This is a genomic window from Algoriphagus sp. NBT04N3, from assembly GCF_019443765.1.
GTDB classification, from domain to species: Bacteria; Bacteroidota; Bacteroidia; order Cytophagales; family Cyclobacteriaceae; genus Algoriphagus; species Algoriphagus ornithinivorans.
In genome coordinates this window covers 3,182,501-3,196,396 of record NZ_CP048415.1, presented here as the reverse complement: position 1 = coordinate 3,196,396, position 13,896 = coordinate 3,182,501, and the positions used below count along the sequence as shown (strand labels likewise).

The following is a 13,896-nucleotide window of genomic DNA, read 5'->3' as shown; positions in this document are numbered from 1 at the left end:
TACACCATTTACCCAATCAACGTAGGTAAAGTATTTGGGTTTTTGAGATTTCGAAATTTATTGCTTGCTGTAGATAGGTATCCTCAAACCCACATATAAGTCTGTGGAATATGAATTGCTAGCCAAAAGATTGGATAGAATGGAGCCAGAACCCAGCATAACTGGTCCTGCACGAAAGCCTAAACCCCAAGCTGGACCACTCTGATACTGTCTAAAACTTAAAGGTGAATAGATGCTGAACCATTTCTTCTCAAACCTTGGATTCAAGGTGATAAAATTAATCAAACTGGAACTCGGGTTTTCACCAAATTCCCTCAAGCTTACTGCTGTTTGCAAACTGACAAATAGTCCAGAAGTGATTGGCAAATCAACAAATGCCCGGAAAGCTGTAGGCAACTGAAAATCTAGATTTCTTCTACTTTCTGATCCTGGGTAGTTATCTGCCAGCACCTCATCCAAAGTTTTATTTCTAAACTCATCCGAATTAATCGTAGCGTTTAGATCGTAGTCAAAAAAGGTGCTGTTATCATAGGAGACTTTCCCTAAATCTGTGATGGAAATCCCTCCTTTTAATTTATAACTAGAAAGAGACTGGTCGCTTGAAGGTATTTTAAAAGAAATTCCTAAATCTGCTCCTAGTCCCGAACTTCCGGAAGAAAGACTGAAAGAATCATTTTCAAAACCTTCAGTATATGCATAATCCAAAGATCCAGAGGTAGTGAGTGCTTTATTGGATGATGCATAATTAGCTTGAAGTCGTTGGCTGTAACCGAAAACGCCTCCTCCTCCGATCAAATATTTAAGCGTAACTCCCGCATTCAATTCCAGTTGGTTCGAATTTATAAGTGTTCTTGCATAACTCAGACCCACTTCTCCCCAGCCATGTCCCGTTCCCGAAAGTTGCTCAAGAGTTACTCCAAAATCAGAATTGATATCCACAGAGGAGGCTAGGTCGTATATTTCCCCATCAAGATTGTAGATGTTAAAGAATGTTCTAAATCTTGAACTGATAGCTAATCCACTGGTTGAGTTTAGTTGGAAAAGCACTGAAGGACCTAAAACATCTCCATTTCCGAAAAACTTATTTCTTGGATTGGGACTTCTGCTTAAATCTGTGTCAAAATTAAAACCGTCCCGAAAGCTATTCCAGTCACTAAAGTCAATAGCCACATAGTCATTTCCCAGAAAACCACTGACAGCAAACAGGTTGACATCTAATTTATAGGAGTCATCCTTTGCCAGAGCGGGGTTTTCCAAAACACCAAATATGCCGGAATATTGGCCAATGTTTCCTCCTACGAAATTTTGGGCTTGTAGACTTGTCTTCAGGCAAAGGAGGAAAATGAAAAATGCGAAAGTGATTTTTTTCATAGAAAAGATGGAATATGAAACTTAGTAATTGATAAGACTTTGCAATTTGATTTTAAATCGGTTTTCAGGTAAAAATTGTTTTTCTAAACTCGGTGCAAATGGCACTGCAGTATCCAAACTTCCTTCTCTCATGACAGGAGCATCCAAATCCTGAAAACAATGCTCTGAAATCCAAGCACAGATTTCGGCGCCAATACCTCCTGTGAGGGTATCTTCCTGCAAGAAAATTACTTTTCCTGTTTTTTGAACCGTGTTTTTCACTGCTTCTTGATCCCAAGGAAGGAGCGTTCTCAAGTCCAAAATATCTGCGGAAATGGAAAGCTCTTCCACTGCTTTTTTTGCCCAATGAACTCCCATTCCGTAGGTGATGATGGAGACTTGCTCACCTTCTTGGATCAGATTGGCTTTTCCGATTTCCACTGTGTAATAATCATCCGGGATACTTTCACTGATGGATCGGTAAAGGCCTTTATGCTCGAAATACAAATAAGGGTTCGGGTCTTCCAAGGCTGCATTTAATAAGCCTTTCGCATCGTAGGGATTAGAAGGATAGACAATTTTCAAACCAGGGGTATGAAAAAACCATGCCTCATTAGACTGGGAGTGAAAAGGGCCTGCAGCCATACCAGCTCCTGTAGGCATTCGAACCACAACATCTGCTTGTTGTCCCCAGCGGTAATGGATTTTGGCCAAATTGTTGACAATCTGATTAAAACCTACGGAGACAAAGTCAGCGAATTGCATTTCAACCATTGCCTTGTATCCTTTAATAGAAAGCCCAAGACCTGCTCCAATGATAGCACTTTCACAGAGAGGAGTGTTTCTTACTCGATCAGCTCCAAATTGTTTTTTGAATCCATCAGTGATTTTAAAAACTCCTCCATACTCTCCTATATCCTGACCCATCAAAATTAAGTTGGGGTACTTTTCCATAGACTGTCGGAGTCCATCACTGATGGCATCTACAAATCGCTTTTCGCTGCTTTTTCCACTTTGTGGCTGAATCAGTTTTTGTACATAAGGAAAATACATGTCTGCTAATTCCTCATTTAGATCCGGAATTATAGCTTCCTCAGCAAATGCTTTTTCCAGCCCATCATTGATTGCTTTTTTGACTTTTTTATTGATTTGCTCTTTGGTTTTTTCGTCAAGCAAACCAATGGATTCCAGATATGCCTCGTAATTGTCTACGGGGTCTAACTTAGCCCAATCTTCCATTAACTGTTTGGGCACATATTTCGTCCCGGAGGCTTCCTCATGTCCTCTCATTCTGAAAGTAATGGCTTCAACCAAAACCGGTCTAGGGTTTTTTCGGATGTCTTCGGCCAGTTCAAGAATGGTTTGGTAAACGTCTAAGACATTGTTGCCTTCAACCCGAACAGTCTCCATGCCATATCCAGGCCCTTTTTCAGTAAAATATTTAAAAGCAAACTGCTCTTCACTTGGGGTAGAAAGTCCATAACCATTATGCTCTATCACAAAAATCACCGGAAGTTTCCAAACGGCTGCTACATTTAGGCCTTCATGAAAGTCACCTTCAGAACTTGCTCCATCTCCGGAAAAAACCAAAGTGACTTTATTTTGCGCGGATAATTTATCGGCTAAAGCGATACCATCAGCAATAGCCAGCTGTGGACCCAAATGGGAAATCATTCCTACGATATGATGCTCAACAGTTCCAAAATGGAAAGATCGATCTCGACCTTTGGTGAAACCGGATTTTTTACCTTGAAACTGGGCGAAAAGTCGCTCCAAGGGGATATTTCTACCGGTAAAAATCCCCAAATTCCTGTGCATAGGAAGAATGAATTCATCCTTTTTCAAGGCATTCACAGCTCCGATTGAAATAGCTTCCTGTCCCCAACCGCTAAACCATTTACTAATCCTGCCTTGTCGGAGAAGAATGAGCATTTTTTCCTCAATCCTTCTAGGCATAATCAGGGATTCATAGAGATCCAATAATTTTTGGTTACTCAGATTTTTTCGATCAAAATTTAAAGCGGTTGCTTGGGTTGTACTGGTTTCCATAAGGCAAGAATTACCCATCTAAGGTACAAGAAGGGCTTAAAATCTCAAGGGAAATTTTCAGGAAGATTCCTGCAAAGTGGCCCCGACGATTGTCGGGGCTAAAAGTGTAATGCAAGAAGTTAAAAAGTATTTGCTGTACAGTTCAAAATTAGAGAAAAGGACTTGGTCTGCCTTAAATAGGACGTTAAGCTTGTTTTAAATAAAAAAGGGTTCGTTGATGTTTTGGTAATATTTGAGAAACAAGGAGATCCAATTGATAGGAATAAGGCAAATGTCGTATGGAATCCTATTCAGTTTTGAATCAAATTAGCTTACCAAATAGGCCATTAAAGGCTTTTAGGTAATTGTTTCAAAATTAAAATCGTGTATTATGAAAAATCTCAGAACTCTCCTTTCAATTCTTGTGGTAAGCATTTTTCTGCTTGCCTGCGAAAGTGACGATGAAAATGATCCTGTTTCAGGAAATTGCCCAGCAGGGAAAGTATGTTTCAAATTGAACGGAGCAGACGTACAGGTGAATGCAGTTTGGTATGATATCAATGGTCAGAGGACCAGGATTTATTATGAAAATGGATCAGGAGCTAATTATGAAAATATAGAAATTGATTTTTATGGGAGTAGCGCCGGTGATTACCCGATTGTGGGTCAAAATTGGAGTTCAGGAGATGCAAGTTTTCAGTTTTTTAAAGCCAATGGATCAGGAGGATTCTCTGGAAGCAGCGGTACTATAAAAATCAGCCAAAAGAGCTCAATTATCTCCGGAACCTTCACTGCCTCAGGGAAAGATGCCCAAGGGAATACCGTTCAAGTAACAGATGGAGTAATCAATCAAGTGCCCGCTGAGTAGTAGGGTTGAATTTTTAAGTGAAAAGTTTGAATTCTAAAGTGAGAAAGCTGGAAAGGCTGAAATCTAAAGTGAGAAAGCTGAAATGTCTGAATTTTAGCCATTCTTCAAATTGAATATTTGATTTATTTAATAGCCTTAATCCACCATCAAAAGTTGGCAGTCTTAAGTTAGCAGTAGGCAGTGAACACAGGCCTAAGGAAAGTTTAGAGGCTTCATTGCAAACCCATCAAGATTTTCTGTCCTGATGCTAAACTTTCAGCATTCGATTTTATTTAATGAAACAACAACTTTTAATCGGGTGAGGCCCACTTTCTCCGGGTTAGGCAGTCTCGTAAAGTCGGAATTCAAGACTTTGAAGAAAGGCTGAGAAATAAACTGAAAAATGGGGTAGTAGTATTTTCACTCTCTGAGTTCCTCTTATTATTTCACTCATTGATCTTTGGGGTAAAACAAAAGTAGGCAATCATAATTGACTGCCTACTTATTACAATATTAAACCTGATCTGGCTCTGGGTGTATATAAGGAGCCCTATATGGTCTTCTCAGTTTGGCGGTGGCTTCCGGGTCTCCAATTACAGTTCTTGTTTTTGGATCATATTTGAGAGGTCTTCCTCCCAATTCCATAGAAATATTTGCCAAAATACAGGAAGCTGTTGAGATGTGTCCATTTTCTACATCCGCAACAGGCAGTGTATCATTCTCAATCGCTTTGAGCCAGTCTTTCATATGTAATCTTGTGGCCGGAGCTGCATTCAGTTCTATCCTTTCTTCAGTGACATCTTCTGGATATTGTTCTTTTTCATAGACTACATCATAATGCTTAGGCTCCTCTCCTTCACCATATGGGAAGAAGTCTGCCTGCATGGTACTGCCAGCGAGCATTCCCTTTTCTCCATAGATTTTAAATGCCCAAGGATATTCAGGATCGGCAGGATTACCCCAAGTTCTATGTTGCCAGACTACTTCCAGTTCAGGGAATTGAAAAATGGCAGTTTGGGTATCTGAGATATTGGATTTGCCTTCCTTTTGAACATAAATGCCTCCGGTGGAGGTGACCTGAGTCGGCCAGCCCAACTGGAGCATCCATCTGACTGTATCTAGCATGTGTACACACATATCACCGGTAATACCATTTCCATATTCCATGAATGTCCTCCACCAGCGGATATGAGGTAATCCATCATAGGGTCTCAAGGGTGCCGGCCCAGTCCACAAATCGTAATTGAAAAAGTCGGGTACCGGCTCCACTGGAGGATTTCCATTAGCTCTCATGTGGAAATAACAGCATACTTCTGCATGGCTTATCTTTCCAAGTTTGCCCGTATCAATAATCTCTTTTTTAGCCTGAATGAGATGAGGGGTTGATTTTCGCTGGGTTCCAATCTGAACTTTTCTATCATACTTCCTCGCAGCAGCTAAAATAGCTTCACCCTCAATGACATCTACTGAGATAGGCTTTTGCAGATAAACATGGGCTCCTGCCTTGAGGGCATCAATAGCCATTAAGGCGTGCCAATGATCCGGAGAGCCAATTAAAACATACTCAGCCTTTTCTTTTTTCAGGAGCTCCTGATAATCTTCGTACAAGGCAGGTACTTTCTTGGATTTTTGACGTTCTGAAACAAGTTTTCCAGCAGCTTCCAGAATCCGGCGATCGGGGTCAGCTAATCCCACTACTTCCACATCTGCAACTTGGATCAGTCTGAAAAGATCGGATTTTCCGTACCATCCTGTTCCTATAAGGGCAACCCGAATTGGGCCTGTTTGATCTTTAAAGTCCATGCCCAGCAGTCCAAAACTTGCAAGGGTCATTAGTGCAGAAGAGCCTTTTAAAAAGTCTCGGCGGTTGAATTGATTCATAGGTAATTGGGTTTGAGATAATTGCTAAAAACAAGATACAAAAAGTGCTCAATTCAACAAATGAGGATGGGATAGGCGGATTTCAATAAAAAAAGCTCAGTATTTACCGAGCTCTCTTTTTATTTAAAATTTTACCCCAAACTTTTCTCCCAACTCAGTCAAATCTTTGACCACAGGATCCAATAAAGGGATTCCATCTTTTCTTCTTTCTTCTTCTAACTCTCTTTCCGGATCACCTGGAATCAAAACTTTTTCATTTCCAGGAGTTGGTTTGGCTGATCTAAATCTTCTGATCCAATTGTCCATATGGGATTTAAATTCATCTGCCGGTCTAAAAGCATCCACACGCATAGCACCAAAAAAGTGTCCTATTCCTTCACCTACCGGATTGGGGTCAGGCTCTAAAAAAGCTACAAAAGGAGGGACCCACGGCCCATAATTAGCTCCCGAAAGTACCGCCGAGAAAATATCGACAATAGAACCCAATGCATACCCTTTATGGGAACCATGCTCTCTATCCCCTCCCAATGGGAGCAAGGCGCCTCCATCTTTTACTCCATTGGCAGAGGTAGTAGGAAGACCTTCTTTATCCTGAATCCAGCCCTCTGGAGCATCTTTTCCTTTCCGTTGAAGAATCTCTAATTTCCCGTTAGCTGCTGTGGTTGTAGCCATATCTGCTACAAAAGGAGGCTCTTGATCTGCCGGGATGGCCACAGAAATTGGATTGGTACCTAATAGCCTTTCCTTTGAAAAAGTAGGGCTGACTAAGGGACTGGCATTGGTCAAAGAAATTCCAATCATATCGTGATCCAAAGCCATCATTGCATGGTATCCAGCAATTCCGTAATGGTTGGAGTTTCTGACGGAAACCCAGCCTGTTCCTGCTTTACTTGCTTTCTCGATAGCAACATTCATGGCATAGGGAGCGACCACTAATCCCAATCCTCCATCCCCATCGACTACAGCTGTTGAGGGACTCTCATGGACAATTCGAATATTGGGGTTGGTATTAATCCTACCTTTTTCCCATAGCCTCACATAGCCTGAAAGTCTAGCAACTCCATGACTATCTACGCCTCTCATATCTGCTGAAAGCAAGACCTCGGCCCCAATTTGAGCATGAACCTCCGGACAGCCGATTTTGATCAGCATATCATGAGTAAACTTATAGAGTTGGTCGTAGGTAAAAATAGCCATAGGTCAATCAGTCTAGGTTTCGATGTACAAAACAAAGATAACAGGATTGAGAAGAAATAGGCAGGATTTAGGAGGTAGTTACCTGTTTTAAAAGAGTGGAGATAGCTCCTTCTTTCAAAGCATAATGAGAACAAGTCATAGAATCCACAGGCACATAGCGCAAGATGAAATCAATCAGAGTAGAGGCTACCACTATCATATCAACTCGCATAGGAATCATACCGGGAATCTGTAATCTTTCCTCCCGATTGAGAGTCAGGAGCATTTGATGAATTCTGTGAAACTCAGGACTCGGGAGTTCAAATACATGCTGCCCAGTTAGTTTACACTGCAGCATAGACTCGAAATAGATATCCGTCAATGTATCAAAAGTACCGGAGGCGCCTACCAAGCTGCTGGGTCGGTGGGTTTTGATAGCTTCTAAAAGTGGTTGTAGTTTTTCCTCTAAATAGTCATAGAGTCTGATTATTTCATCAGGCAAGATGGGGTCGTGGTGATGAAATAATTCCAATAATCGCTGTCCACCAATTTCAAAACTTTTTTTCCAAAAAACCTCTTCAGAGTTTCCGATGATAAATTCCACAGACCCTCCGCCTATATCCATCATCAATTCAGTTTGTCCGTTCAGAGAGCCAGATAATTTGATGCCTTCATAAATCATCATGGCTTCCTCCTCTCCGGAAATCACCTTGATATCAATGTTGAGGGTTTTGCGGACCTCGTCTACAAACTCTTGTCCATTTTGGGCATTTCTGACAGCGCTGGTTGCAAAAGCAAAAACATGTTCGATTTTTTCTCCATCAATCATGTTTCTAAAGTGGCGAAGCGTGTGGTAAGCTCTTTTGAGAGCCTCGGGAGCAATTCTGTCCTGATTGATTCCGCCTTGACCGAGTTTTACAGGGATTTTCTCCTTGTAGATTGTCTTGAAATCTCCATCATTAATTTCAACCAATAGCAAGTGAAATGTATTGGTTCCCATATCTATCACCGCGGCCTTTCGGGTACTCATAAGCTGCCAAAATTTTGGATGGGCGAATATAGAAACTAATTCTAAAATCCATTGAGAATTCAAATTTTAATTGTCATTTATTTCAGAAGGTTATGCTGCTTTAGAAAAGATTATTCTCTCACTCTTCAGGATATTTTTTTCCGCCTTGACAAAGCCTGTTATATTTGGCTAACACAAAGGATTCTTTCATGGAAAATCAGAATAAACCCATTTATACCGCTCCGGGAAATCAGGAGAAAATTGATTTATTAAAAAAGAAAAATGAAGAGGCATTACTGGGCGGAGGAGAAGCCCGGATAGCTGCACAGCATAAGAAAGGGAAGCTCACTGCAAGAGAGCGAATTGATTTGCTACTTGATGAGGGCTCATTCCAAGAAGTAGACAAGTTTGTTATGCACAGAGCCAAAGATTTTGGCTTAGACAAAGAGCATTACTTGGGCGACGGGGTAGTGACTGGATATGGTGAAATTCACGGGCGTTTGGTATACGTCTTTTCTCAGGATTTTACGGTTTTTGGGGGCTCACTTTCTGAAACCCATGCAGAAAAAATCTGTAAAATCATGGACATGGCCATGAAAAACGGTGCTCCTGTGATTGGTTTGAATGATTCTGGAGGAGCAAGAATTCAAGAAGGCGTTAACTCTCTAGGGGGCTATGCCGATATATTTTACCGGAATACCCTTGCTTCGGGTGTGATTCCTCAGCTTTCCGCTATTATGGGACCTTGTGCAGGAGGAGCTGTTTACTCTCCAGCCATTACGGATTTTATTTTGATGGTTGAGAATACCTCATATATGTTTGTAACTGGGCCTAATGTTGTAAAAACAGTGACGCAGGAAAATGTAACTGCTGAAGAATTAGGGGGGGCTTCTGCGCACAGCACCAAATCTGGAGTAACTCATTTTTCCTGTAAAAATGAGGTAGAGTGTATCCGCCATATCAAAGAAATTCTCAGCTATATCCCTCAAAACTGCGAAGAAATTGCCCCAGTGTATCCTTACGAAATGAAGGATGATGAGAGCAGAGCGGAGCTGGACTCTATTGTTCCTGAAAATCCAAATCATCCTTATGATATTCGGGATGCTGTTAAAGGAATTGTTGATGCTGACTCATTTTTAGAAGTTCATGAGAATTATGCAGATAATATCGTTGTTGGCTTTGCCAGATTAGCTGGGAGGAGTATCGGGATCGTTGGAAACCAGCCTCAATCTATGGCAGGGGTTTTGGACAACCATGCTTCTATCAAAGCGGCACGGTTTGTAAGATTTTGCGATAGCTTTAATGTTCCCTTATTGGTCTTGGTTGATGTTCCTGGGTTCTTACCCGGTACAGACCAAGAGTGGAATGGTATTATTACAAACGGGGCAAAATTGCTTTATGCTTTTTCCGAGGCCACTGTTCCAAGAATTACTGTGATTACCAGAAAAGCCTATGGGGGTGCTTATGATGTAATGAACTCCAAGCACATTGGAGCTGACTTGAATTTTGCTTGGCCAACAGCTGAAATTGCAGTGATGGGAGCTAAGGGTGCTTCTGAGATAATTTTCCGAAAAGAGATTGCGGAAGCGGAAGATCCCGAAGCAAAATTGCAAGAGAAAGTGGATGACTATACAGCCAAGTTTGCCAATCCATATCGTGCAGCACATAGAGGCTTTATCGACGAGGTCATCATTCCGTCAGAAACCCGAACCAAATTAATCAAGGCATTCAAAATGCTGGAAAATAAAGTGGATAAGCTTCCTAGGAAAAAGCATGGGAATATTCCGTTGTAGTAAGCTTGTTTTGAAGTTTTCGTTTTCTTTTGGGGGCCCACAATGCTGTCAGAAAGCAATTGGGAACATTGAACGCTGAACTTTGAACCATTAATATCGAACATCGAATGATGAATGTCGAATAATCAAGTTTTATAAGAAGTAATCTTTAACACAAAACATGAACATCGAAACCACATTTCTTCACAAATACCTCAACAACGCCTCTCCAACTGGTTTTGAAGCATCAGGTCAGCAGATTTGGCTGGATTATATCAAACCTTTTACAGACACTTATTTTACAGATAACTATGGTACTGCAGTGGGTGTCATTAATCCAGAGGCTGAATATAAAGTAGTCATTGAAGCGCATGCTGATGAAATCAGCTGGTTTGTCAATTATATAAAAGATGATGGCTATATCTATGTGCGTAGAAATGGTGGATCCGATCACATGATTGCTCCTTCCATGCGGGTAAATATTCATACTGACAAAGGAATTATACCGGGGGTGTTTGGCTGGCCAGCTATTCACGTTAGAAAAGAAGGAAAAGAGGATGCACCTACATTAGATAATATATTTATAGATGTAGGAGCCAGATCCAAAGAGGAAGTAGAAAAAATGGGAATTCATGTGGGATGCGTGATCACATTCAAAGATGAATTAATCGAGCTGAACAATAAATTCTATTCTGGCCGGGCATTGGATAACAGAATCGGAGGCTACATGATTGCACAAGTAGCCAAAAAAATCAAAGAGTCTGGTAAAAAGCTTCCTTTTGGATTATATGTGGTCAATGCCGTTCAGGAAGAAATTGGTCTTCGAGGTGCTGAAATGATTGCTCATAGAATCAAACCGAATGTCGCTATTATAACCGATGTATGTCATGATACCACTGCACCGTTATATAATAAGGTGACTAGCGGAGATCAAACTGCCGGAAAAGGGCCTGTTCTTACCTATGGAGCCTCAGTACACAAAAAATTGCTGGACCTCATTATTGAAACTGCAAAAAAGAAGGAAATTCCATTTCAAAGAGCCGCAGCTTCCAGAAGTACCGGTACAGATACGGATGCCTTCGCCTATTCAAATGAGGGTGTTCCTTCTGCCTTGATTTCATTGCCTCTAAAATATATGCATACTACCGTAGAAACGGCCAGTAAGGATGATATCGAACAGGTGATCAATTTGATGTTTGAATTCCTGATGGAATTTGATCCCTCTTTTGATTTTAGATATATTAGTTAATGGTATGTTGGTTATTAGTTATTTGGATAGAGAGTTTAAGTCTATTTCCAATAACTAATAACCAATAACTTTTTTCAAATGGAATTCACTGACCAACTTAACAGAACAATTTTTCTTCCGCATCCTCCCCAGCGGATTGTTTCTTTGGTTCCATCTCAGACAGAGCTTTTGGTTGACTTAGGTTTGGAGGATAGAATAGTTGGGGTCACCAAATTTTGTATTCATCCCAAAGGCCTTAAGAAATCAAAAACTATAGTGGGAGGGACCAAAAATTATAGGTTTGAAGTCATTGAGGAATTGAAACCCGATCTGATCATTGGGAATAAAGAAGAAAATGATCAGAAAGGCATAGAAAAACTTGCTGAGCGATTTCCTGTATGGATGTCAGATATTTTTACAATTCCAGATGCACTGGAAATGATTCGCTCAATCGGTGAATTGACCGAATCTCAGGAAAAAGCCAAAGAGCTTAGTGTTCAGATTTCTCAAGAATTTTTAAAACCAATGCCTAAGAAGGGAAAGGCTGTTTACCTTATTTGGAACAAGCCTATGATGGCTGCAGGGAGAAATACATTTATCGATGAAATGTTGAGATATGCTGGCTTTGAAAATGTAATTGCTCAGGAAAGATATCCTGAATTGAGCATTGAAGAAATTAAAAGCCTAGATCCTGAATGGATTTTATTAAGCTCAGAGCCATTTCCTTTCAAAGAGAAGCATATCGAAGAATTTGAAGGGCTTTTTCCGAATAAGAAAATCAAAATTGTAGATGGGGAAATGTTTTCTTGGTATGGTTCAAGATTATTGAAAAGTAAAAGGTATTTTCAAAGCCTTTAGAAAGCCATAAAATTATCTTTCATCTTATCGTCATGAAAAATTTTATTTTCTGAGCACACTTTTTTAAAAATTTCAATTAACTTTTCGATTCAATTAACCATAAACCTATTCAGATAATGAAGAATAACAGAAGGAGTTTTTTGAAAAAACTGGGTTTGACTGCTGGGACAGCAGCAATTGCACCCGCTGTTTTTGCAAATGACCAACCGGATATCCAATTTCTCAATCGAAATACGACTTGGGATGCTGCTCAGCCTATACGTTTGGGCTTGATCGGTGCGGGCATTATGGGGACGGAAGATATGAATACGGCCCTTCGCCATGCCAACGTTCAAATGACAGCTGTTTGTGATTTGTACGATGGAAGATTGGAATCTGCCAAACAAAAATGGGGGTCCAATATCTTCACAACCAAAGATCATAAGGAGTTACTTAAGCGTTCGGACGTAGATGCAGTAATCATTGCTACCCCTGATCATTGGCATAAGCAAATATCTATTGATGCTATGAACGCAGGAAAGCATGTATACTGTGAAAAGCCTATGGTTCACAGTGTGGCTCAAGGGATGGATGTAATCAATGCATGGAAAAAGTCCGGTAAGGTGATGGTTGTTGGTTCCCAAGGCTTATCATCGCTTGGTAATGAAAAAGCAAAAGAACTTTTAGCCGCAGGAGTAATAGGAGATATTGTATATGCAGAAGGATTCTGGGCAAGAATGTCCCCAGAAGGGGCTTGGCAGTACAATGTTCCTGCTGATGGAAGTCCAAAAACAGTAGACTGGAAGAGGTATATTTCCAATACTACAGATAGGGAATGGGATCCGTTGAGATTTTTCAGATGGAGAAACTACTTGGATTATGGAACCGGAATGTCAGGGGATCTTTTCGTCCACCTATTTTCCAGTCTTCATTTTATTACCAATTCCAAAGGCCCAAGTAAGGTTTCTTCTATGGGGGGATTGAGATATTGGAAAGACGGAAGAGAAGTGCCTGATGTACTATTAGGTTCTTTTGATTACCCTGAAACTCCTGAGCATCCTGGGTTCAATCTGTCATTGAGATGTAATTTTGTAGACGGAACCAGCGGTACAACTTATCTGAGAATCGTTGGTACTAAAGGCTCAATGGATGTGAAGTGGGAGGAGGTGGTAGTGAAGTTAAATCAAAATGCTGAGAGCGATGATCCTTTTATGAAAGAGCAGGCAAAATTACGTGCTGCTTCAGGTCAGGAGGAGAGAGCTAAAATTTTACCACCTAGAGAAACATCTTACACAGCTGAGAGATCGTGGAAAGGCGCGCATTACGATCATTTCGGAAACTGGTTTAATGCGATCAGGACAGGAGGGACTGTAGTAGAAGATCCCGTTTTTGGGTTCAGGGCTGCGGCACCCGCGCTATTGTGTAATGATTCTTATTTCCAGGATAAATTTATCAAATGGGATCCAGTAAATATGAAATTAGTATAAGCTATGAAAACTAGAATAATAACAGGAGCCTTTTTGGCAGCAATTTTTTGGGCATGCGGTCCAAATGAGCCAAAAGAAACAATTGAAGAAGTTGAAGAGGTAGTAGTTCCGGACAATACTTTGACCGAGGAAGAGCGGTCTGAGGGTTGGATGCTTTTATTTGACGGGCAATCTATGGAAGGTTGGCGTGCTTTTAATGGAGATACCACTCCTTCTAACTGGATTATTGAGGATGGAGCTATGAAAGGACTGGGGGCGACCGGTGGAAGTGATATTGGCGG

General features: G+C 40.8%; 11 protein-coding genes (1 of these 11 running past the window's edge). 6 read left to right on the top strand and 5 right to left on the bottom strand.

Annotated elements, in window-relative coordinates; all coding sequences use genetic code 11:
• Nucleotides 1-57: 57 nt before the first annotated feature.
• Nucleotides 58-1,371 (bottom strand): hypothetical protein, encoded by a 1,314-nt coding sequence (locus GYM62_RS13835; protein ID WP_219956863.1) that lies wholly within the window; start codon nucleotides 1,369-1,371, stop codon nucleotides 58-60.
• A gap of 21 nt (nucleotides 1,372-1,392) precedes the next feature.
• On the bottom strand, nucleotides 1,393-3,399 hold the full coding sequence (locus GYM62_RS13830; RefSeq protein WP_219956862.1) for a thiamine pyrophosphate-dependent enzyme: 2,007 nt from the start codon (nucleotides 3,397-3,399) through the stop codon (nucleotides 1,393-1,395).
• Between the two features lie 370 nt (nucleotides 3,400-3,769).
• Here GYM62_RS13830 and GYM62_RS13825 point away from each other — a divergent pair, with 370 nt between their 5' ends.
• Nucleotides 3,770-4,246 carry a DUF6252 family protein gene (locus GYM62_RS13825; RefSeq protein ID WP_219956861.1) on the top strand — a complete coding sequence of 159 codons (477 nt, stop codon included), beginning with the start codon at nucleotides 3,770-3,772 and terminating at the stop codon, nucleotides 4,244-4,246.
• Nucleotides 4,247-4,738: 492 nt separating this feature from the next.
• Here the strand turns inward: GYM62_RS13825 and GYM62_RS13820 are convergent, their stop codons facing one another.
• The 3 genes from GYM62_RS13820 to GYM62_RS13810 form a co-directional block, all read right to left on the bottom strand.
• Nucleotides 4,739-6,106: a Gfo/Idh/MocA family protein gene (locus GYM62_RS13820; protein WP_219956860.1), complete on the bottom strand. Its 1,368-nt coding sequence runs from the start codon at nucleotides 6,104-6,106 to the stop codon at nucleotides 4,739-4,741.
• Nucleotides 6,107-6,229: 123 nt separating this feature from the next.
• Complete coding sequence (locus GYM62_RS13815) at nucleotides 6,230-7,303, bottom strand: Ldh family oxidoreductase (RefSeq protein ID WP_219956859.1); 1,074 nt, start codon at nucleotides 7,301-7,303, stop codon at nucleotides 6,230-6,232.
• Nucleotides 7,304-7,370: 67 nt separating this feature from the next.
• Complete coding sequence (locus tag GYM62_RS13810; RefSeq protein WP_219956858.1) at nucleotides 7,371-8,312, bottom strand: exopolyphosphatase; 942 nt, start codon at nucleotides 8,310-8,312, stop codon at nucleotides 7,371-7,373.
• A 188-nt stretch (nucleotides 8,313-8,500) separates the two neighbouring features.
• Between GYM62_RS13810 and GYM62_RS13805 the strand changes: the two genes are divergently transcribed.
• The 5 genes from GYM62_RS13805 to GYM62_RS13785 all read left to right on the top strand — a co-directional run.
• Nucleotides 8,501-10,084: an acyl-CoA carboxylase subunit beta gene (locus tag GYM62_RS13805; protein ID WP_219956857.1), complete on the top strand. Its 1,584-nt coding sequence runs from the start codon at nucleotides 8,501-8,503 to the stop codon at nucleotides 10,082-10,084.
• Between the two features lie 160 nt (nucleotides 10,085-10,244).
• The gene (locus tag GYM62_RS13800; RefSeq protein ID WP_219956856.1) at nucleotides 10,245-11,312 is read left to right on the top strand and encodes a M42 family metallopeptidase; all 1,068 of its coding nucleotides are present in this window, start codon (nucleotides 10,245-10,247) and stop codon (nucleotides 11,310-11,312) included.
• 78 nt (nucleotides 11,313-11,390) lie between these two features.
• A complete protein-coding gene (locus GYM62_RS13795) occupies nucleotides 11,391-12,149 on the top strand; it encodes an ABC transporter substrate-binding protein (protein WP_219956855.1) in 759 nt (252 codons plus the stop codon).
• 116 nt (nucleotides 12,150-12,265) lie between these two features.
• On the top strand, nucleotides 12,266-13,615 hold the full coding sequence (locus GYM62_RS13790) for a Gfo/Idh/MocA family protein (protein ID WP_219956854.1): 1,350 nt from the start codon (nucleotides 12,266-12,268) through the stop codon (nucleotides 13,613-13,615).
• 3 nt (nucleotides 13,616-13,618) lie between these two features.
• On the top strand, nucleotides 13,619-13,896 hold the beginning of the coding sequence (locus GYM62_RS13785; protein ID WP_219956853.1) for a DUF1080 domain-containing protein. The gene runs 484 nt beyond the window's last position; only the first 278 of its 762 coding nucleotides appear in the window; its start codon is at nucleotides 13,619-13,621; its stop codon lies off the right edge, out of view.

What these genes read in the sequence shown, in the direction of transcription:
- GYM62_RS13815 (WP_219956859.1), bottom strand. Translation starts at nt 7,303, where the DNA reads ATGGCTATTTTTACCTACGACCAACTCTATAAGTTTACTCATGATATG.
- GYM62_RS13795 (WP_219956855.1), top strand. Translation starts at nt 11,391, where the DNA reads ATGGAATTCACTGACCAACTTAACAGAACAATTTTTCTTCCGCATCCT.
- GYM62_RS13835 (WP_219956863.1), bottom strand. Translation starts at nt 1,371, where the DNA reads ATGAAAAAAATCACTTTCGCATTTTTCATTTTCCTCCTTTGCCTGAAG.
- GYM62_RS13830 (WP_219956862.1), bottom strand. Translation starts at nt 3,399, where the DNA reads ATGGAAACCAGTACAACCCAAGCAACCGCTTTAAATTTTGATCGAAAA.
- GYM62_RS13810 (WP_219956858.1), bottom strand. Translation starts at nt 8,312, where the DNA reads ATGAGTACCCGAAAGGCCGCGGTGATAGATATGGGAACCAATACATTT.
- GYM62_RS13800 (WP_219956856.1), top strand. Translation starts at nt 10,245, where the DNA reads ATGAACATCGAAACCACATTTCTTCACAAATACCTCAACAACGCCTCT.
- GYM62_RS13805 (WP_219956857.1), top strand. Translation starts at nt 8,501, where the DNA reads ATGGAAAATCAGAATAAACCCATTTATACCGCTCCGGGAAATCAGGAG.
- GYM62_RS13825 (WP_219956861.1), top strand. Translation starts at nt 3,770, where the DNA reads ATGAAAAATCTCAGAACTCTCCTTTCAATTCTTGTGGTAAGCATTTTT.
- GYM62_RS13790 (WP_219956854.1), top strand. Translation starts at nt 12,266, where the DNA reads ATGAAGAATAACAGAAGGAGTTTTTTGAAAAAACTGGGTTTGACTGCT.
- GYM62_RS13820 (WP_219956860.1), bottom strand. Translation starts at nt 6,106, where the DNA reads ATGAATCAATTCAACCGCCGAGACTTTTTAAAAGGCTCTTCTGCACTA.